Genomic DNA, 18,593 nt, shown 5'->3' on the forward strand with positions numbered 1-18,593 from the left:
AAGCGGGATTTCAAGCTTGCCAGGAAACACCAAGGGGGTTAGCCTCTTACCCACCACAGCGCAAGCGGTACGCGCGTGCCGGTGTCCGTCGTCCTTGACAACCTCGCTGCTGGACTGGCTGCGCAGGAGATCAGCGACAGCTATCCATCGCTGACCCCGGACGATATCCGCGCGGCCATCGGGTATGCCGCCGAACTGGCGCGCGAACAGGTCGTCGATCTCCCAAAGCGCAATGCGGCATGAGGTTCAAGGTTGATGAAAATCTGCCGCGCGAGGCCACCGAACGATTGCTGAGCGCTGGTCACGATGCGATGAGTGTGCTGGACCAGCGAATGGGCGGTAGCCCCGATCCGGACCTCTATGCCATCTGCCAACAGGAAGGCCGCATACTGAATCAAGCGCGTCATCGCCTTCCGGCTGGAGCAGGAAATGGCGCAACAGCAGTTGACCAAGGCCGACCTGGCGCGGCGCATGGGCACCAGCCGCAGTGCCCTGGATCGTCTATTGGACCCGGACAATACCTCCGTGACCCTGCTGACGCTGGAGAAGGCCGCCAAGGCGTTGGGGCGGCATATTCGCATCGAACTGGCGGCCTGATCAACTACACTTACGTCCGTCCTTACTCCACTGCCCCACTTGTTCATCGTGGAGGCGGTAGATGGCCTTGTAGCGCCAGGCCGCGTTGGTGCCGGGGACGGGCAGCGGGGTGAGGCCGGTGGTGTTCGGCTCGGTGTTGATGATCAGGAAGACGAAATTGTGGCCGTCATTCCGGTTCCCCCAGATCTCAATGCTACCGGCCTTGCCTTTGGTCCAGCCGATGATCGGGTGCCCGGTCTGCATCAGGACGCTCAACACGGGCTTCCAACTGCTGGGGTCGACCACATGGGCGACGTCAACGATGCAAGATCCGCGGAACGCCGCCAAAGACCCGGCGACCGCCCGGCAAGCCCCCCTGGAGCTCCGCAAGGACTCAGTAACGATCCCCCGGCAGAGCCGGGGGGGTTCCCGGCTTGGTTAACGCTCTGTAAAGAGTCACGAGCGCAAGGCAAGGACCCGCCGGCACACACCGGCAGGGTTCGTCAACAGGGCACTCGACCCTCCGCATCTTTCGATCAAGTGCGCCTGCCGGCGTTTGCTAAGCTGGAAATGGGTTGGAAATTCAGCCGCTCAGGACAGGCGATTTCCCCTGAGTTTAGTCGCGCTCAGGGCGTCAAGCATGAAGACTGTAAGGTGTTTTCTCGTGACTGCCGCCACTGGCTCTGATGGGGGCGCGTCGCGGCCTGGGGGCCGCTCCTACGGGGGCAGGAGCGGCCCCCAGGCCGCGACGCATGTTAGCTGCGGGCTGGCCTGAGCCATGATCAAGATCCTTCTGTAACATCCCGATCCTGCCCCGTGGCCTTCCGCCCTCCCACTGATATACATATCGCGGAATAGGCAAGGCATCAGGAGGCAAGTTCACCTATGCTGACGCGCGAGGGGATACTGCCTGGAACGTCCATGGTATTGACTTCGTGGTCTTTTCCCTGCTTGCGATACCATCCACCAACCGAGGTCCACTCATGTCTACCGCCGCCGAAGGGGTCGCCTCATGCAAGCCTGGGTCCCGAGACATACCCCAGACCCCGCCTGACCCGATCTCACTGTTCGCCGCCTTCCGCTACTGGCTCAAGCTCGGTTTTGTCAGCTTCGGCGGTCCGGCGGGACAGATCGCCATGATGCACACCGACTTGGTGGAGCGCCGGCGCTGGATCAGCGAGCATCGCTTTCTGCATGCCCTGAACTATGCCATGGTGTTACCGGGGCCGGAGGCGCAGCAGCTGGCGACCTATATCGGCTGGCTGATGCACGGCACCCTGGGCGGCATCCTGGCCGGGGTCCTGTTTGTGCTGCCCTCGCTGGGGATCCTGATCATTCTGACCTGGGTCTATCTGGTCTATGGCGATGTGCCGGTGGTCGCCGGCATCCTCTATGGGATCAAACCCGCGGTGACCGCGATTGTGCTCTTTGCCGCCTGGCGGATCGGCTCGCGGGTGCTGCGCAACGCGGTCCTCTGGGCGCTTGCGGCGGCCGCATTCGTTGCGATCTTTGTGCTGCACGTCCCCTTTCCTGCCATCGTATTGGCGGCGGGTCTGAGCGGTGTGATCGGTGGGCGCATCGCCCCGGATCGGTTCAAGACGGGCGGCGGTCACGGGGCCTCTCACCAGACCTATGGGCCGGCCCTGATCGACGACCACACCCCGCTACCGGGGCACGCCGGGTTTTCCTGGCCGCGCACCCTGCGCTACAGCCTGGTGGGTCTGGGTCTCTGGGGTCTGGCGGAGGGGGCCTTGTATCTGAGCCTCGGCTGGGCCGGACCCTTGACCCAGATGGGCTGGTTCTTCACCAAGGCCGCCCTGGTGACCTTCGGCGGGGCCTATGCAGTGCTGCCCTATGTCTACCAGGGTGCGGTGGAAACCCATGGATGGCTCACGGGGCAGCAGATGATCGATGGCCTGGCGCTGGGGGAGACCACCCCCGGGCCGCTCATCATGGTGGTCGCCTTCGTCGGTTTCGTCGGCGGTTGGACCAAAGAGCTGTTCGGTCCCGAGTCCCTCGTCCTGGCCGGCATCGCCGGGGCGGGCGTGGCGACGTTTTTCACCTTCCTGCCCTCCTTTATCTTCATCCTGGTGGGTGCCCCGATCGTCGAGGCAACCCGGCAGGACCTGAAGTTCACCGCCCCGCTCACGGCCATCACCGCCGCCGTGGTGGGTGTGATCCTGAACCTGGCCTTGTTCTTTGCATGGCATGTGCTGTGGCCCGCGGGGTCCGCGGCGGCCCCCTTTGCCGGGCGCTTTGAGTGGTTCTCGCTGCTGATCACCCTCGCGGCCTTCCTGGCCCTGTGGCGCTACAAGATCAACGTCATCCAGGTGATCGGTGCCTGTGCCCTGGCCGGACTCGTCTTTTCGCACTACTTTTTTCGCAGCTGACTGTTATCCTGAACCAGCGAGCGGCTCGCCCCTTGTGACTTCAGGCGCAACCTTTCTGCTGCAACGGTGGCCAGCGATGATCGACATCCATTATTTCGCGAGTCTTCGCGAGGCATTGAAGTGCGACAGCGAGCGGCTCGACTGGCGTGCACCCCAAGCCGCAGCCGTCTTGCTCGAGCAGTTGCGCGCGCGGGGCGAACCCTGGAGTTCGGCGATGGGAGTGGGCCAGCGGGTGATGGTCGCGATCAATCAGGAGATCGCAAGCCCCGACTCAGTCGTCACGGACGGCGACGAGGTCGCCTTCTTTCCGCCCGTGACCGGCGGGTGACGGGCGACCAGCCCGGTTGCGGAGACTAACGGCGATGATCCCAACCGGCCTGACAGACAGCCTGACGGATCTTTACGGGCGCCGCATCGACTATCTGCGCCTCTCGGTCACGGACCGCTGCGACCTGCGTTGCGGTTACTGCCTGCCCAAGGGCTACAAGTCATTCGAGGAGCCCGCCGACTGGCTGACCTTCGATGAGATCGTCCGGGTCGTGGGCGCCTTCGTGGCGCTGGGCGTGCGGCGTGTGCGCCTGACCGGCGGCGAGCCCCTGGTCCGCCGCGGTCTCGCGGAGTTGGCCGCGGGTCTGGCCGCCCTGCCCGGACTCGACGACCTCTCGCTCTCCAGTAACTGCACCCAGATGCAGGCGCAGGCCGCACCCCTATTCCGGGCCGGCGTGCGGCGGCTGAATCTGAGCCTCGACAGCCTGCGACCCGAGCGCTTCGCCCAGCTGACCGGCGGCGGCCGCCTGTCCCAGGTCATGGCCGGGATCATGGCCGCCAAGGACGCGGGCTTTACCCCGATTAAGGTCAATACCGTGGCGATGCGCGGGGTCAATGAGGACGAATTCCCCGAGATCCTGGCCTTCTGTGCCGCTCACGGTTTCACCCTGCGCCTGATCGAAACCATGCCCATGGGTACCGCGGGGCGCGACGCCCAACGCGACTATTACCTCGACCTGGAGACCGTGAGAAGCCGCCTGCAAGAACACTTCAACCTGATTCCGGACCTCATGCCCGGCGGCGGCCCCGCCCGCTATTACCGGGTCGCGGAGACCGACACCCGCATCGGTTTCATCACCCCGTTGTCTCAACACTTTTGCGAGACCTGTAACCGGGTGCGCCTGGGCGTAGACGGGACCCTGCACCTGTGCCTGGGTCAGACACACAGCGTCGCACTGCGTCCACTGCTGCGCGCCGGTGCCTCCGTGTCCGAGCTTGCCGAGCACCTGCGGGCCGCCGTGCGCCTGAAGCCCGAGCGTCATTGCTTCGAAGACCAGGCAGCGCAGCTGGTGCGGTGCATGGCCGCGACCGGGGGTTAAGGCGCTACGCGGCCAGCGGGCGCGACCGCCACCTTTCGGTAGTCTGAGAAGTATTGCATAAAGGTACTTGAATTTGCGCCCCCGTTGTCGTCTGATCCGCATCGGCACGGCGCGCACCCGCCCCGGGGTCCCTCCCGGCCGGTGGATTGCTGCTGCCTCTGTACCGCGCCCACGCCAAGTCAAGAATCTCGCCGGAGCCAAGATGAACCCTGTCGTGATCCGCACCCTGTGGCTGCTTGTCCTGCTCCCCCTGGCCTGCCCGGCCGCGCCGACTGCGAAGGCCAAGGCGGGGGCGCCGGCCGTGGACCCGCTGGCGGCCCTCCCCGCGGCCCCGGTCCGGGCGCCGCTGCCCAGTCCGCCCGGTGGCGCCACGCCGAGCCGCGAGCAGGTGCGTACCATGATCGATGAGGTGGCCAAGCAGTATGGGGTGGAGCGGGAACTGGTGCGCGCGGTGGTCGGCGCGGAGTCCAACTTCAATGCCCATGCGGTCTCGCGCGTGGGTGCGGTCGGGCTGATGCAGGTGATGCCGGCGACCGCCGGTGATTATGGGGTGACCTCAACGACGGCCCTGTTTGACCCCAAGACCAACCTGCGCACCGGTACCCGCCACTTGAAGCGGCTGCTGGACAAGTACAAGGGCGACTATGGCCGCGTGATCATGGCCTACAACGCCGGTGAGGGCGTGGTGGACCGCACCAACAGCCATGTCACCTACCAGGAAACCCTGGATTACACCGAGGCGGTGATCAGCAGCTATCGTCGCGGCGGTGGTGCCGCGCCCACCACGGGGGCGTTGTCCCAGGTCCATGCCCTGCGCGGCATGCGCAACCGGGGCCAGGCCAGGCGCCTGCTCAAGAGGTATCTCGACCCTTCCCTGTTGTCGCTCAAAGTCAAACCGACCCTGGCCCTGTACTCACTCAATCCCGCCCTGCACGCGGTTGGTCCGGAAAGCCGCCCGATGTTCGAGCTGGATCGGCGCTCGCTGCGCTGAGAGCGCCCGCGTGCGTGCCGGTCCGCCCTGCGGTGCTGGACGGATGCGGGAAAACCCTGCACCATCGTCGCCACCACCTCTGCTCCTTAGGAGTATCAACGTGCTCGCTGACCCGCTTTCTGTTGTCGAGGCCTTTTTCGCGGCCCGGGATGCCTTCGACTTCGAGCGGGCGCGCGCGCTGCTCGCCGATCAGGGTTTCAGCTTTCGCAGTCCCATCGCCATGTTCGAGAGCGCCGACCAGTTTATCCAGTACGGCGCCCACTCCAGTGGGATCGTGCAGTCGGTTGCCGTCCGCAAGGTCTTCGTCGATGGCCTGGACGTCTGTCATTTTCTGACCTACCGCATCCAGATCTCCGAAAAGTTGTCGGTGGATGCCGTCCACTGGGCGCACGTCGAAAACGGTCGCATCCTGCGTATCGAGGCGATATTCGACGCCTCGCCCTATCGCGAACTGTTTCCCCATGTCTAGTCGGTGCGATTTCTGTTCATCCCAAGGCGGGCAATTGCTCATGCCAAGGCGCCAAGCGCGCCAAGAAATATCATCGGGTAGGTGACGTCATCAGAGCACCCGCGAGCGCATCGCCCAGCCAACTAACCCACTGAAAAGCCATGGTGAGCTTGGTGCCTTGGCGTGACAACTGCCCTGTGCGCGTTCATTGGGGGTGCACGACGCGCGTGCGGATGGCGGCACGCAGGGCTGCCGGGTCGAGTGGTTTGCGCAGCACCAGGGGGTGCTCGGGCAAGTCGTCGGTGACGGCCAGGGTGCTGTCCTGGCCGGTCATCAGGATGACCGGCAGCCCTGGTCGCTCCCGGGCGAGGTGTCGGTAAAGGCCGATCCCGTCGAGGCCGGGCATCGCAATGTCGGATAATACCAGATCGAACCCGCCGTCTTGGGCCAGGCGTGCGAGCGCGGCCTGGCCGTGTTCCGCCTGCGCCAGGACCACCCCCTCGAGGGTAAGCAGCCGGGCCACCGCCTCCCGCACCCGCGGGTCGTCGTCCACCAGCAGCACCCGCAGTCCCGGGGGCAGGGCGTCGGTGTCGCCGCCCGGCGGGACAGACTGCGGGTCGGGTCGGGGTGTCGCTGAGTCCGCGGACACGGGCGGCAACAGCAGCCGGAAGCAGCTGCCGTGGCCCAGGCGTGACTCCACCTCCAGCCCGGCCGCAGAGCGGGCGATGAACTCCCGCACCATGAAGAGCCCCAGTCCATGGCCGCGCTGTTTGGCCTTGGTGGAGAACAGCGGATCGAAAATGCGCTCAATGATCGCGGGCGTGATGCCGCTGCCGGTATCGCACACCCGCAACTCGACGCAGTCCATTGGCGTAAGTGCCCCAACCGCCAGTGGGGGCTGGCCGGTCCAGTGGCGGTCCGCCGTCTCAATATGCAGCTCGCCCCCCTGGGGCATGGCATCCCGGGCATTGAGCGCGAGATTGAGCAGTGCCGCCTGCAGGAATCCGGCGTTGCTCCATACCCGCAGCCCGGGCGGGATGGCGACGGTCAGGCGGATGGCGGGGGGCAGGACCTGCCGCAGGATACGCGCCAGTTCGTCGATGGTCTCTGCGAGGTCGATTGGCCCCAGGGGGACCCCGCCGGCGCGGCTCAGCGACAGCATCCCGGAGGTGATGACCTTGGCCTGGCCCAGGGCGCTGTGGGTCTCCTCCAGCACCTGACAGATCTCGGGGTCGCTATCTGCCCCTGGGAGGGTGGTGCCGAGGAAATAGAGGTTGGCGTCGATGATTCCCAGCAGGTTGTTGAAGTCATGGGCGACCCCGCTGGCCAGGTGACCGATGGTCTCGCGCTCCCGGGACTTGACCAGGTCGTGCTGGATCTGCTCCTGATAACGGACCGCGGCGAGGCGCTGCGCGATCAGTCGGAGCATCTGGCGCTCGGGGTCCCCCAGCTCCAGGACGGGCTCCAGTCCCCACAGTGACAGCAGCAGCGTCTCGGTCTGTCCGCTGAGGCGCGGGCCGTCGAAGGCGAGCCCGACGCAGGAGCGAAAACCCGCGCTCACCCTGGCCCCCGGTAGCTGTTCGGCGGTGAGGACGCAGGGGTGGTCGCGGTGCGCCAGGGTCTGCGTCAGGACGGCTGCGAGTTGGGCCGGCCGGGGCTCATCCGGGCCCGCGTCCAGGTCTGTGCCCAGGTTCGGGCCCAGGTCCGGGTCGGTGACCGCGATCAGGACCTGGTGCTCGCGCTGCGGCGTCACCAGCCCCAGGACCGCCGCCGCGACCCCCAGGCTGCGGCAGCCGAGCCCCAGCAGTGCCCGGTCCTTCTGCGCCGGCGGCAGCGCCTGGTTGATCAGATCCACCAGTTGTTCAAGCTGTGCGGCATGGCGGCTCAGGGCCTCCTCCAGGGCGTGCTGGCGTTGCGTGGCGGCCTGCAGATCGGTGATGTCCTCGATCATCGCCAAGGGCGTCGGCGGCGCGCCAGGGCGACTCGGCAGCAGGGTGACCCGTACGTCGCCCCACACCATGGCGCCGTCCGGGCGCAGATAGTGTTTCTTGATGCGATAGTCCGCGCGCCGGCCGGCCTGCAACTCGGCGAACAGGTCCAGGTTGTGGCCCAGGTCATCCGGGTGGGTCACCTCATCGAACCGCGATCCGGTGAGTTCCTCCTGGGAGCGGCCGAGGAAGGTCGCCAGGGTCCGGTTGACCAGGGTAAAACGCCGGTCGGCCGCGATCAGGGCCATGCCGATGGGGGCGTTCTCGAACACCGCGTTCAGGCGCGCCTCGCTCTCCCTGATCAATTCCTGGGCCAGGTGGCGATCGGTGATGTCGGTGTCGATGCCGCGGTAGCCCAGATAGGTGCCGTCTGCGGCCAACAGCGGCGCCCCGCTGGTGGTCAGCCAGACCCGCCAGTGATCGATTCCCAGGCAGAGTCGGTCGAAATCGCGCAGCGGCTCGCGGCACTCCATGATGGCGAAGATGGCGGCCTTGACCTGCTCCCGGTCGGGCCCGGCGAGGTGGTCGTAGAAATGGCCGCCGATCAGCTCCTCCGGTCGGTAGCCCAGGACCTGCTCGCAGACCGGGCTCACATAGGTATAGCGGCCTTCGGGGTCGATTTCCCAGCTCATGGAGCGGCTCTGGTGGGCGAGTTGCTCGTAGCGGGCGTTGCTCGCGCGCAGATCCTCGGTGGTCTGCGCCCGGTCCACTGCGCCGGCCAGGATGCTGGCTAAGACCTGGAGGAAACGCACCTCCATCGCTGACCAGTCACGCGGAGTGTGCACGGCGTCGAAGCCGATGGTGCCGAGCAGTCGCTCGCCGACGATCAGCGGGGCGATGAGGATCGAGGCGATGCCCTGAGCGTTGCAGATTTCCCGCTCCCGGGACCAGTCCGGCTGGAGCTCTGCCACGCGGGGCACCACGATGGGCTCCCCGAGCGGTAGCCGCTCCATGAGGGCCGGCAGTTCGGCACAGGGGATGGCCTGGTTGAGCGCGAGCGCGGGGGCGATGCCCGCTGCCGTCCACTCCATGGTGTTGGTGAGGGTGTTGGCAGAGGTGTCGAACCGGACGATGTAGCTGCGGTCGACGTGGGCGAAGCGGCCGACGCGCTCGAGCGCCCGCGCGGTCAGGGCCGCAATCTCCAGATCGGGCACCCCGACGAACTCGGTGGCCAGGGCCAGCAGTTCGCTGACCATGGACTCCTGCCCGGCCACCGCCAGCTCGGCCTGCTTGCGCTCGGTGATGTCCTGGTGGATGCCGGACATGAGCCGCGGGACCCCTGGTGCATCCCACTCCATGACTCGGCCCTGGTCCAGTACCCAGACCCAGTGTCCGTCCTTGTGGCGCATGCGCAGCTCACACTCGTAATCCGCAAGCTCGCCCCTGAAATGCGCCTGCGCCAGGTCCATGCACCGTTGCAGGTCAGCGGGGTGGGTGAGGTCGGTCAAGGTCTGGATGCTGATCGGTGCCAGCTCGGCCAGGTCATAGCCGACGATCTCTGCCCAGCGTTCGTTGACCACGGTGGCGCCGGTCTGCACCTCCCACTCCCAGGTGCCCGCCCGGGTCGCCGCGATGATGTTCGCCAGCCGTTGCCGTTGGTCGGCCAGGGCCAGTTCGACCGCCTTGCGATCGGTGATGTCCTGGATGCTGCCGGTCAGGCGCAGGGCCTGTCCCGCGGCATTGAGGATTGTCCGCCCCGTCGTCAACAGGGTGCGCGGGACCCCGTCTGGTCCCTGTGCCCGGTGCTCGACCGTCTGGGTCAACCCCGGCCGGCCGCGGGCCCTCTCCAGCGCGGCGTGGATCGACGCATGGTCATCCGCGGGTATGACCGCAAAGTAGGCATCCAGGGTGGGCGTCAGGGCTCCGGGCACGTAACCTAGCACCCTGAAGGTCTCATAGGACCAGACCAGCGCCCCCGTGGCCAGGTCCAGCTCCCAACTGCCCAGATGGGCGATGGCCTGGGACTCCAGCAGGAGTGACTCGCTCTGCGCCAGTGCCTCGGCCTGGCGCTCGACCAGGGAGCGCTGGTGTGCCTGTTGCGCCTGCTCGGCCTGAAGTGATTGGAAGCTGGCGGCCAGGGACTGTGCCATCTCCTGCACAGCATCCGTCAACTGGCCGGTCTCGGCCAGCAGGCCCGGCCGGGGCGCGGGCCAGGGTCTGGCCTCGCCGATCGCCGCAGGCAGGGCGCGGGTGACTGTCACCAGCCGTTGCAGGGGGCGCACCAGCCACCGGCTCAACCCCTGGGCCAGCGTGATGCCCAATCCGGCGAGGACCAGGAGTGCCAGGAAGCGCCGCGTGACGGTTTGCTGCAGGTCATCAATCAGCGGGGCAGCGCTGAATTCCACCACGAGATGGGTTCGCCCAGACGCCAGGGTAACGGGGATCTGCATGCGGTAATGGGCCAGGCGCCACCGGGCCATGCGCGAGGGGAGCTCTCCCCCCGGCAGGATTAGTTGCAACCCCTCGGTTCCGGTGGGTATGCCGGTGCGCTGCGGGGGCGGCTGGCCGATGATCGTCGTTGCGCTTGGCGACCCGTGTTGCGGGTCCGCCACGGTGGGTGATGGCGGATCCGGGTTCGGTACCAGTTGCACCCGTGAATCGCTGCCCGCTGGCAAGGCCGCAGTCAGGTATCCTTTTAGATCAGCGAGCTCAGTGTCCAGCTCCGCCGCGCTCAGGCCGTGTGGGTAGTGTTGGGGGCCCAGGTAATGGGCCGCAGTCAGGGCGAAGAGATTCAGCCTCGCGGCCTGCTCGCGCTCCAGATGGTCCTTGATGTCCTGATTCTGCCAGACCGTCAGCAACAGGGTCGGCAGCAACAGACCGGAGAGCAGCACGCTGAACAGGACCTGGGCGCCCGGCAGCGCGCCGCGCCGCCCGGAGCGGGCCGCGGCGGCCAACACGACCAGATCGGCCAGGCCGGCGTTGAGGATGCCGTTGAGGGCCTGTTTGGGGGCCACCAGCAGGGTCTGTGACCAACCCATCCCCAGCCCGACCCGGTAACACAGCAGGACCAGCGGGATACCGATCAGGAACCAATACAGCGACACCGAGACCGCCAGCGGCGGTGCGTCGCAGCCCCGCCGTTGCGCGTGTCGGCGGTGCCATGCCACGGCAGCCGCCTCGGCGACCAGGATGATCAATGCATAAGGGTGGTCCCACAGCAACCAGGTATAGCTACCCCCGATCAGGGCCACCAGTAGTCCGGGCCAGGTCCCGAGCCACACCAGTGCCAACAGCACCGCGACTGAGCCGAACAGCAGATCGACACCGAACAGGAGCGACAGATTGAAATGGTTGCCGGCCAGGGCCAGCAGGGCCAGCGCTGCCGTGGCGCTCAGCGTCCGGGCCAGCGTGGGGCCCGCGGCGGGTGGTGTTGGGGGCGGCGCGGCGCTCGGGGTGGTGTCCATGGCGGTTGTACTGATCCCCCAGTCGATCGGTGCTCAGGCCGCAACGCCCAGCAGCCTGTGGGCGTCGCGGCGCCGCTCAGGCGACCGGTTCGACCTCGGCGCTACACCAGCGCCCGAGCAGAGCGCGCAATTGCTCCGGTCGAAACGGTTTCTGAATGGTGGCGTCTGCCCCCAGTTGTTCGCTCACGGCCAGGGCATTGGTCGGGTGCCCCCGGACGATATCACCGCTGATGGCGATGATGCGCGTCCCGGGGGCGATCCGGCGCATGCGCGCGATCACCTCGAAGCCGTCCAGGTCCGGCATGTAGATATCCACGAGCAGCACGGTCGGCGGGTCCTGGGCCATGGCGATCAGGGCGGTGCGACCCTCGATGAAGGTCTGGCAGCGGTAACCCCAGGTACCGATGAGGCGGGCGGTCGCCTGGAGCAGGCGCGGGTCGTCGTCGATCAGGACGACGCGGGGTCGGGTGTCGCTGGGCATCGGATTGGCTTCCACGGGGTGCAAAACGGGGGATTGGAATCGGTTATCCCAGATCCGGCAATGAGTCCGCAAGAAACGTGAAGGGGGCCCTCAGGCTTGCATCGCCGCAGGGGGGGGGGGCCGCCGGGCAGTAGGTGCGAATCAGCGCCTGGATGTCCATCGGGCGGCCGAAGAGATAACCCTGGGCCAGGTCGGTGCCGTGCTCGAGCAGGAAACGTCGCTGGGCGTCGGTCTCCACACCCTCCGCCACGACGGTGAGTCCCAGGTTGTGACCCAGGTTGACGATCGCCTGCAAGACCTTCTGGGCCTTGGCGGAGTCAAACATCTCCGAGACGAACGACAGGTCGATCTTCAGCGTGTCGAAGGGCAATTCGGTGAGTGCGCGCACCGATGAATAGCCGGTGCCGAAGTCGTCCATCGCAAGTGTCACCCCGAGCAGGCGCAGTTGGGCGGTGAGCTCCCGCGCCGGCTGGGAATCGGCCATGGTGGCGGTTTCGGTCAACTCCACCTGCAGCCCGCAGCAGTCGCCCAGTCCGACCAGCAGTCCGCGAACCAGCATGACGGCCCGCTCCTGGTCCCGGTCGAGGGCGGCGGCGCAGAGGTTGACCGACAGATAGCGCAGCGCGAGCGGCCGCAGTTCTGCATTGAGCCCGATGAGACGGGCGAACAGCGCCTCGGTCAGCGCCATCAAGAGGCCAGTGGACTGCGCCAGCGGGATGAAGGCGGAGGCGCCCAGGAGCACTCCGGAGGGCAGGTGCAGCCGGGCCAAAACCTCGGCGCCGCACAGGCGCCCATCGCTGGGGTCCACGATCGGCTGGAAGTGCGGCTCGATGCGGTCCTCCCGGATGAAGCGCTCCAGGTCGGCGGCCGTCAGGTGTGGTAGCGCGGCGGCCGGGGTCGGCGGCGCCGCTGGGTGCGGCCGCTGGCCTTGACCCAGGAGGGCCGGCAGGTCGCGGACGATCTGGCCTTTGTTGATGGCCCCCAGGACGGTCATCCCGCTGGCGCAGGCGATCCGCCGGGCGGTGTCGAGCAGGTCGTCACCGTGCCCGGAGAACAGGATCAGGGGGGGCGCCGTCGCGCGCTGGGCGAGCCAGTGGATGACATCAATGCCATTTTCCTGACCGAGTTCCAGGTCGAGCATGATCAAGTCAGGCAACTGCGCGGCGACGTCCAGCTTGAAGCTGGCGGTGGCGGTGTGGAAACGCACGCCATGACCCAGACCGAGGACGAAGCGTCGCAGGGTGGGCTCCATTCGGGGGTCATCGTCGAGGCAGATCAGGTTCATGTGCTGACTATTACTGTACCGAGTCGATTCGGCCAGTAAAAAACTGTAAATCTGCCTTCAGCCTTCAGCCTTCACCCTCGACGCTGCAAGCGCTCCTGGATCCGTGACAACAGGATCTCGGTCACCAGCGGCTTGAACAGGATCACCGTGTCCACCGGCAGTCCGGCGGCCTGGACACTCTGGTGCTCGTCGGCGGTCATCAGCAGCACTGGCAAGCCCGGGATGGCATGGGAGAGGCGCCGGTGCAGTTCGATCCCGTCCATCTGCGGCATGACGATGTCGGACAGCACCAAGTCGCAGGGCGCCCCGCCCTCCAGCCAGGCCAAGGCCTCGGCGCCATTCACCGCTTGGTCTACCCGCAGTCCGTGGGCCTCGAGGGTGCGGCGCAGTACCGCGCGGATGCCGGGGTCGTCGTCGACCAAGAGCACCCGTGCCGACAGCGACGGGAGCGGTACGCAGGGGGCGACCCGGGCCGCCTCCGGCGGGGGCAGTGTGGCGACTGGCAGGTAGACCGCGAAGCGGCTGCCCCGTCCGGGTCGGGTCTCCACTCCCACGGCGCCCCCGCAGCGGTCGGCGAACTCACGTACCATGAAGAGTCCCAGACCGGTGCCCCGGCCGCTGGACTTGGTGGAGAACAGTGGCTCGAAAATATGCCCCAGCACCTCCCCCGACATGCCGACCCCGGTATCGGAGACCGCGATCTCCACATAGTCGCCTGGGTCCAGGCGCCCCAGGGTCAGTGACAGGGCGCTCGTGCGCGTGATGCGTGCCACCGTGATGCCCAGGGTCCCGCGGCCCCCCATGGCATCACGGGCATTGATGCACAGGTTGAGCAGGGCGGTCTGCAACAGGGCCTCGTCCGCCAGGGCGACGAGCCCTGGGGCCACCTGCGTTTTGACCAGAATCTGCGCCGGCAGGATGCGTGCCAGGGTGCGGGTGAAGCGTTCCACCACGTTGGATACCGGCGTCGGACCGGTGGCCAGTCGGCGCCCGCGGCTCAGTGACAGCAGGCCGGCGGTCACCATCTGGGCGTGGCGGGCGGCGAGTCGGGTTTCCTCCAACACCTCGCCGACCTCCGGGGGGAGTGTGCGGGCGCCGAGCAGGTCGGTGAGATAGTCCAGGTTGATGTCAATCACACCCAGCAGGTTGTTGAAATCGTGCGCAACGCCACTCGCCAGGTGGCCGATGATTTCCCGCTGGCGGGCGGCCAGCAGTCCGTCCAGGACCGCCCGTTCCCGCAGGCTGGAGGCGATGCCCTGGCCCACGAGCGCAATGATCTGACGTTTCTCGGTGGTGGTCGCGTCCCCGCCGGGGCCGGGGGCGAAGGACAGCGCGCCCAGATGCGCCAGGCCCTCGGCGTCGGTCCAGCGCAGTAGGGTGGCGGCCGTGAAGGCGGTGTGCGGCGGTAAGGCGCAGGGGCGTGTGGGTGCGCCTGGCGGCGCCGTCTCGGTCTGCTCCAGGTCGTGGATGGCGGCGAGCTCTGCCGCCCCCAGGGCCAGTACCACGCCCGGTGCCAGCACCGGCCCGCTGCCGGTCCCCGCGGCCCCGAAGCTGGTGAGCACCCGATAACTTGCGTCCGCAATCTCGCCCAGGGCCGCCCCCTCCGCCTCCAGGCTGCGGCAGGCGAAGTCGAGCAGGGCGCGGATCTGTTCGTGGGGCGGGCGATAGCCGGCCATCAGGTCCGAGAAGTCCTTAAGGTCGGTGTTGTAACGCCGCAGGGCGGGGGTGGCGGTGTCGCACTCGGCCGCGTCGCCGCAGGAGTCGATGGCGCTGCGTCGCCGGGCGGTGCTGTCCTGGCTGGCCGTCGCTGGGTCAGTGCTGTAACTCACCAGCGCTGCCATGAGGGCCGGGGTGCCGGGGCAGCGAGCGGTGAGGCCGGGATCGGGGCCTGGGGTGTCGGTGGGTGTACGTACATTGGGGGCCGCCATGGTGTCGAGGTCGCCGGTAGGGGCCAAACGCCGCCACCCGGCGACTAGCTTAATGCCCGGCCAGATGAGCTGTGAAGTGAATTTGTGTAAATCGCCGAGAAGATGTCAGAATACCCGATTAGTGACTGCTTGATGGGCAACATCGGGGCGCGCTGCTGACACTGGCCCCATTGGCGTTCGGGACCGGGCGCCGGGCCAGCCCCCGCGCGACACCGACCGCCAGGACCGACCATGACCGACCCCGTCCGCATCATCATCGTCGAGGACGATCTCCCGCTGGCGCGGGGGATCGCCCGCTGTCTGGAACTCGACGGCCACCATACCGCGCTGGCGCCGAGTGCTGCTGAGTTTCGCCGTATCTACCGCAACGCGGGGGCCGACTTGGTGCTCCTGGATCTGAATCTGGGGGCCGACGACGGGATGGACCTGGCCCGGGAACTGGGGGCGACCACGCCCGTGGCGCTGATCATCCTCACCGGCCGCGACGACCCGGACGAGCGTATCCGCGGCCTGGATGCGGGCGCCGACGATTATGTGACCAAGCCATTCGAGGTGGGTGAATTGCGCGCCCGGGTGCGCGCCGTCCTGCGTCGCCGCTGCCCGGCGCCCAACCCGGAGGGCCGGCTGCGGGTCGGTCCGGTGGTGCTGGATCTGGCGACCCGTGTGGTGCGCGATGACGGCGACGGGCCGGCGGTGGAATTGACTGAGACCCAGGCCGGAATCCTCGCTCGACTGATGCGGCACGCCGGCCGCCCGGTCGGCCGCGGTGACCTGCTGAACAGCGTTCATTGGGGGCCGGGCAATCGTGCCGCGGATGTCCATGTGGGCCACATCCGTCGCAAGCTCGAAGAGGCTGGAATCGATGCGCTGGTGATCGCCGCCGCGCGCGGGCGCGGCTATGTCCTCTTACTCAGGGGCGAGGAGGGCGCGGCGGCGGGCGACCTGGCGGGCTGAGGCAGCACAGTTCCCGATACCACGGGGGCGGTCGAGCCGGTGGCGTGAAATTGGACAGGATTAACTAGGGTGCTGACGGCACCGCGAGCCAGTGGTCCAGCACACGGTGCAATTCGGCGAGCCGCACCGGCTTGGGGATGTAGTCGTCCATCCCGGCCGCGAGACAGAGGTCGCGGTCCCCGGACATGGCGTTGGCGGTCATCGCGATGACCGGTAGGCGCGGCCCCCCAGAGTGCTGCTCACGGCTGCGTAGTTCCCGGGTTGCCGCGAATCCGTCCATCACCGGCATCTGCACGTCCATCAACACGGCATCATAGGAGCGCTGGGCGATCAGCTCCAGCGCCGCCGCACCGTGGTCCGCCACCTCCACCGTCAGCCCCAACTTGCGCAACATGCCGCAGGCGACCTTCTGGTTGACCAGGTTGTCCTCCGCCAGCAGGATGCGCCCGGTCAGCTGCCGGGTCGGGTGCTGCGGCGCGCCGGCGGTCGGCTCCGGGGTGCGGCCGTGGACCAACTGGAACAGTGCGTCGCGCAGCAGGGCGAGCCGCACCGGCTTGCTCAGTGCCAGGTCGATCTCCGGTGAGTCCGCCGCGACGCCCTGGCCGACGGAACTCAACAGCACCAGCCGGGTGGGGGGGATGGCCGGGTCCGCCCGGATCGCCCGGGCCAGTTCCAGCCCATCCATGTCCGGCATCTGCATGTCCAGGATGGCGACCTCGAACGGTTGCTGCTGCCGCGCGGCCAAGCGCAGGTGCGTCAGGGCCTCCGCGGCGTGGGTCACACAGGTGTAGCGCACGCCCCAGCCGCGCAGGTAGTGGCCCAGGATCTCCAGGTTGGTCGGGTGGTCGTCCACCGCCAACATGCGCCGCCCATCGAGTCCGTTCTCCGGCGGTGCCGCCCCCGTGTCCGACTGGGGCGCGAAGGGGATGCGGATCAGGAAGCGCGAACCCTGGTCCAGGGTGCTGTGGACCTCCAGGGTGCCGCCCATCAGCTCCACCAGGTTCTTGCTGATGGTGAGTCCGAGTCCGGAGCCGCCGAAACGCCGCGTGGTGGAACCATCCGCCTGCACAAAGGGGGTAAAGAGCCGTTCGCACTGCTCCGGCGTCATGCCGATGCCGGTGTCGCTGATGGCGAAACACAGGGTCACGGGTGTCGCTGCCCCGGTGCACTCGCTTACATGGATGAGTACCTCCCCCTGGTGGGTGAATTTGATGGCATTGCCCAGGATGTTGGTGATGACCTGGCGCAGGCGGGTCGGGTCCCCCAGGACCCGGGTCTGGACCTGGGGCTCCACGAAGCAGGCCAGCTCGATGTGTCGGCTCTGGGCGCTGGCACTGAAGAGTGCGGCCACGTCCTCCGCCAGCAGGCGGGCGTCGAAGGGGATGGCTTCCAGGTTCAGCTTGCCGGCCTCGATCTTGGAGAAGTCGAGGATGTCGTTGATGATGGTCAGCAGCCCCTCCGCCGAGCTGCGGGCGATCTCCAGATAGCCGCGCTGGGCGGTGTCGAGAGTCGACTGGGCGAGCATCTCCAGCATCCCCAGTACACCGTTCATGGGGGTGCGGATCTCGTGGCTCATATTGGCGACGAACTGGCTCTTGGCCAGGCTGGCGGACTCGGCCACCTCTTTGGCGCTGACCAATGCCTGCTGGGCGGCGCGCCGCTCATCCACCTCGCGCGCCAGCTGGTGGTTCAGCCCCGCGATCCGTTCCTTTTCCCGGGTCAGGTCGGCGACCAGGTCCAGGTTGGCATAGCCCAGTTCCAGTGAGCGGCGCAGGGTGAGATGGTAGCGGCCGGCATTGACCCACATGAAGAGCCCGAAGAGGGCCAACATGAACAAAAAGGTGTCGGCGAGGTGGTCACCCATGACCGCCAGGTGCGCGCCGAAGGGGACCAGGGCGGCGAGCAGATAGGCGCGGTAGGCCGGAAGGTGGTGACTCAAGGTCGGGATGGCCCCCGCCACCATGCCGGAGAGCACGAACCCCAGGAAGACCTGATAGGACACATCCTCATCGGGCAGGAGCAGGCTGGCCAGCCCCCAGGCGAGCCCGGTGGCGGCGGCGCCCAGGGTGAAGTGTCGGGTCCAGCACGTGTCCGCAGCCGTGGCGCGGTCGCGGTGGAAACGTGCGACCAGCAGGATACGGGCGCCGAGGATGAGCACGAGCGAGCCCAACCAGGTCCAGACCGCCGTGGGGCTGGCGACCAGAGTCATCGCGCCGGCCACCAGAATGGCGTTGACCAGAGTGATAACGATGCCCGGGCGGACCTGATCGTAGAGCAGGCGGGTGAGATCGGCCTGGACTTGCCGGTCTTGGTCCGCGCCCAGGCTCGGGGAGCGGGTCGGCGGGGTTTGGTCGCGTGGCTCAAACATGGGTTGGGGTCCGGGGGTTCCCGCGCTGGCGCGGCACTGGACGATGGTCGCAAGACCTTGAGCATTGCCCCATCCGCGCGGATATGGCCGAGGTCAAGCCGCATTATGTCCCAACGGCCGGCGCGGTGCCTGTCGGCGCGTGTGGGGGCCGTTCCGGCTGGCTTGGACGGTGGGTGGGGCGGGCAGAGCCGGCCAGGTAGTCGGCCATGGCTTTGATCATTGTTCCGGCCACAATGGCTCCTGTAGGGTGCGGTGAGGAACGAACCGCACCATGCGGACTGCGGTGCGGTTCGTTCCTGACACTGGTGGCGAATTCTCCGGCCCCCTCAGGCAGCCTGCTGCAACCTGGCAAAGCGCGAGCGTCTGGTCGGCGCCACGGGCGTTCCGTCCAGCCATTCGCAGACCCGTACCAG

14 protein-coding genes and 1 pseudogene are annotated in these 18,593 nt (G+C 67.4%); 9 read left to right on the plus strand and 6 right to left on the minus strand.

Annotated elements, in window-relative coordinates; translation table 11 throughout:
- Positions 1-75: 75 nt before the first annotated feature.
- The 3 genes and pseudogenes from QZY44_RS17840 to QZY44_RS17845 all read left to right on the plus strand — a co-directional run bounded on the left by QZY44_RS17840 (position 76) and on the right by QZY44_RS17845 (position 597).
- On the plus strand, positions 76-243 hold the full coding sequence (locus QZY44_RS17840) for a DUF433 domain-containing protein (protein ID WP_295449198.1): 168 nt from the start codon (positions 76-78) through the stop codon (positions 241-243).
- Positions 240-332: pseudogene (locus QZY44_RS35860) on the plus strand (DUF5615 family PIN-like protein); the annotation flags it as partial. The gene QZY44_RS17840 and the pseudogene QZY44_RS35860, both read left to right, overlap by 4 nt.
- Positions 333-417: 85 nt before the next feature.
- Positions 418-597, plus strand: a complete 180-nt coding sequence (locus QZY44_RS17845; RefSeq protein ID WP_295449227.1) for a helix-turn-helix transcriptional regulator — start codon at positions 418-420, stop codon at positions 595-597.
- On the opposite strand, the gene QZY44_RS17850 is transcribed toward QZY44_RS17845, so the two are convergent.
- Positions 598-882, minus strand: coding sequence for a hypothetical protein (locus QZY44_RS17850; protein WP_295449200.1), 285 nt, complete (start codon positions 880-882; stop codon positions 598-600).
- A gap of 677 nt (positions 883-1,559) precedes the next feature.
- On the opposite strand from QZY44_RS17850, the gene chrA reads away from it, so the two are divergent.
- The 5 genes from chrA (at position 1,560) to QZY44_RS17875 (ending at position 5,793) form a co-directional block, all read left to right on the plus strand.
- Positions 1,560-2,966: a chromate efflux transporter gene (gene chrA, locus QZY44_RS17855; RefSeq protein ID WP_295449202.1), complete on the plus strand. Its 1,407-nt coding sequence runs from the start codon at positions 1,560-1,562 to the stop codon at positions 2,964-2,966.
- A gap of 76 nt (positions 2,967-3,042) precedes the next feature.
- Positions 3,043-3,294, plus strand: coding sequence for a molybdopterin converting factor subunit 1 (moaD, locus tag QZY44_RS17860; protein WP_295449204.1), 252 nt, complete (start codon positions 3,043-3,045; stop codon positions 3,292-3,294).
- Between the two features lie 34 nt (positions 3,295-3,328).
- Positions 3,329-4,333, plus strand: a complete 1,005-nt coding sequence (gene moaA, locus QZY44_RS17865; RefSeq protein WP_295449206.1) for a GTP 3',8-cyclase MoaA — start codon at positions 3,329-3,331, stop codon at positions 4,331-4,333.
- A 202-nt stretch (positions 4,334-4,535) separates the two neighbouring features.
- Positions 4,536-5,324, plus strand: a complete 789-nt coding sequence (locus QZY44_RS17870) for a lytic transglycosylase domain-containing protein (protein ID WP_295449207.1) — start codon at positions 4,536-4,538, stop codon at positions 5,322-5,324.
- 100 nt (positions 5,325-5,424) lie between these two features.
- The gene (locus QZY44_RS17875) at positions 5,425-5,793 is read left to right on the plus strand and encodes a nuclear transport factor 2 family protein (RefSeq protein ID WP_295449209.1); all 369 of its coding nucleotides are present in this window, start codon (positions 5,425-5,427) and stop codon (positions 5,791-5,793) included.
- Between the two features lie 184 nt (positions 5,794-5,977).
- On the opposite strand, the gene QZY44_RS17880 is transcribed toward QZY44_RS17875, so the two are convergent.
- The 4 genes from QZY44_RS17880 to QZY44_RS17895 form a co-directional block, all read right to left on the minus strand.
- Positions 5,978-11,164, minus strand: a complete 5,187-nt coding sequence (locus QZY44_RS17880) for a PAS domain S-box protein (protein WP_295449211.1) — start codon at positions 11,162-11,164, stop codon at positions 5,978-5,980.
- A gap of 76 nt (positions 11,165-11,240) precedes the next feature.
- A complete protein-coding gene (locus QZY44_RS17885) occupies positions 11,241-11,645 on the minus strand; it encodes a response regulator (protein WP_295449212.1) in 405 nt (134 codons plus the stop codon).
- Between the two features lie 43 nt (positions 11,646-11,688).
- The gene (locus QZY44_RS17890) at positions 11,689-12,930 is read right to left on the minus strand and encodes an EAL domain-containing response regulator (protein ID WP_295449214.1); all 1,242 of its coding nucleotides are present in this window, start codon (positions 12,928-12,930) and stop codon (positions 11,689-11,691) included.
- Between the two features lie 71 nt (positions 12,931-13,001).
- Entirely contained in the window at positions 13,002-14,885 is a 1,884-nt protein-coding gene (locus QZY44_RS17895; RefSeq protein WP_295449216.1) for an ATP-binding protein, read from the minus strand.
- A gap of 204 nt (positions 14,886-15,089) precedes the next feature.
- Between QZY44_RS17895 and QZY44_RS17900 the strand changes: the two genes are divergently transcribed.
- Positions 15,090-15,812: a response regulator transcription factor gene (locus tag QZY44_RS17900; RefSeq protein WP_295449218.1), complete on the plus strand. Its 723-nt coding sequence runs from the start codon at positions 15,090-15,092 to the stop codon at positions 15,810-15,812.
- Positions 15,813-15,876: 64 nt separating this feature from the next.
- Here QZY44_RS17900 and QZY44_RS17905 read toward each other — a convergent pair whose 3' ends face one another.
- On the minus strand, positions 15,877-18,180 hold the full coding sequence (locus tag QZY44_RS17905) for a response regulator (protein WP_295449221.1): 2,304 nt from the start codon (positions 18,178-18,180) through the stop codon (positions 15,877-15,879).
- Between the last annotated feature and the right edge of the window lie 413 nt (positions 18,181-18,593).

Source organism: uncultured Thiodictyon sp., from assembly GCA_903837595.1.
In the GTDB taxonomy this organism is placed as follows: Bacteria; Pseudomonadota; Gammaproteobacteria; order Chromatiales; family Chromatiaceae; genus Thiodictyon.

What these genes read in the sequence shown, in the direction of transcription:
- chrA (WP_295449202.1), top strand. Translation starts at nt 1,560, where the DNA reads ATGTCTACCGCCGCCGAAGGGGTCGCCTCATGCAAGCCTGGGTCCCGA.
- QZY44_RS17880 (WP_295449211.1), bottom strand. Translation starts at nt 11,164, where the DNA reads ATGGACACCACCCCGAGCGCCGCGCCGCCCCCAACACCACCCGCCGCG.
- QZY44_RS17900 (WP_295449218.1), top strand. Translation starts at nt 15,090, where the DNA reads ATGACCGACCCCGTCCGCATCATCATCGTCGAGGACGATCTCCCGCTG.
- QZY44_RS17890 (WP_295449214.1), bottom strand. Translation starts at nt 12,930, where the DNA reads ATGAACCTGATCTGCCTCGACGATGACCCCCGAATGGAGCCCACCCTG.
- moaD (WP_295449204.1), top strand. Translation starts at nt 3,043, where the DNA reads ATGATCGACATCCATTATTTCGCGAGTCTTCGCGAGGCATTGAAGTGC.
- QZY44_RS17905 (WP_295449221.1), bottom strand. Translation starts at nt 18,180, where the DNA reads ATGTTTGAGCCACGCGACCAAACCCCGCCGACCCGCTCCCCGAGCCTG.
- QZY44_RS17870 (WP_295449207.1), top strand. Translation starts at nt 4,536, where the DNA reads ATGAACCCTGTCGTGATCCGCACCCTGTGGCTGCTTGTCCTGCTCCCC.
- moaA (WP_295449206.1), top strand. Translation starts at nt 3,329, where the DNA reads ATGATCCCAACCGGCCTGACAGACAGCCTGACGGATCTTTACGGGCGC.
- QZY44_RS17885 (WP_295449212.1), bottom strand. Translation starts at nt 11,645, where the DNA reads ATGCCCAGCGACACCCGACCCCGCGTCGTCCTGATCGACGACGACCCG.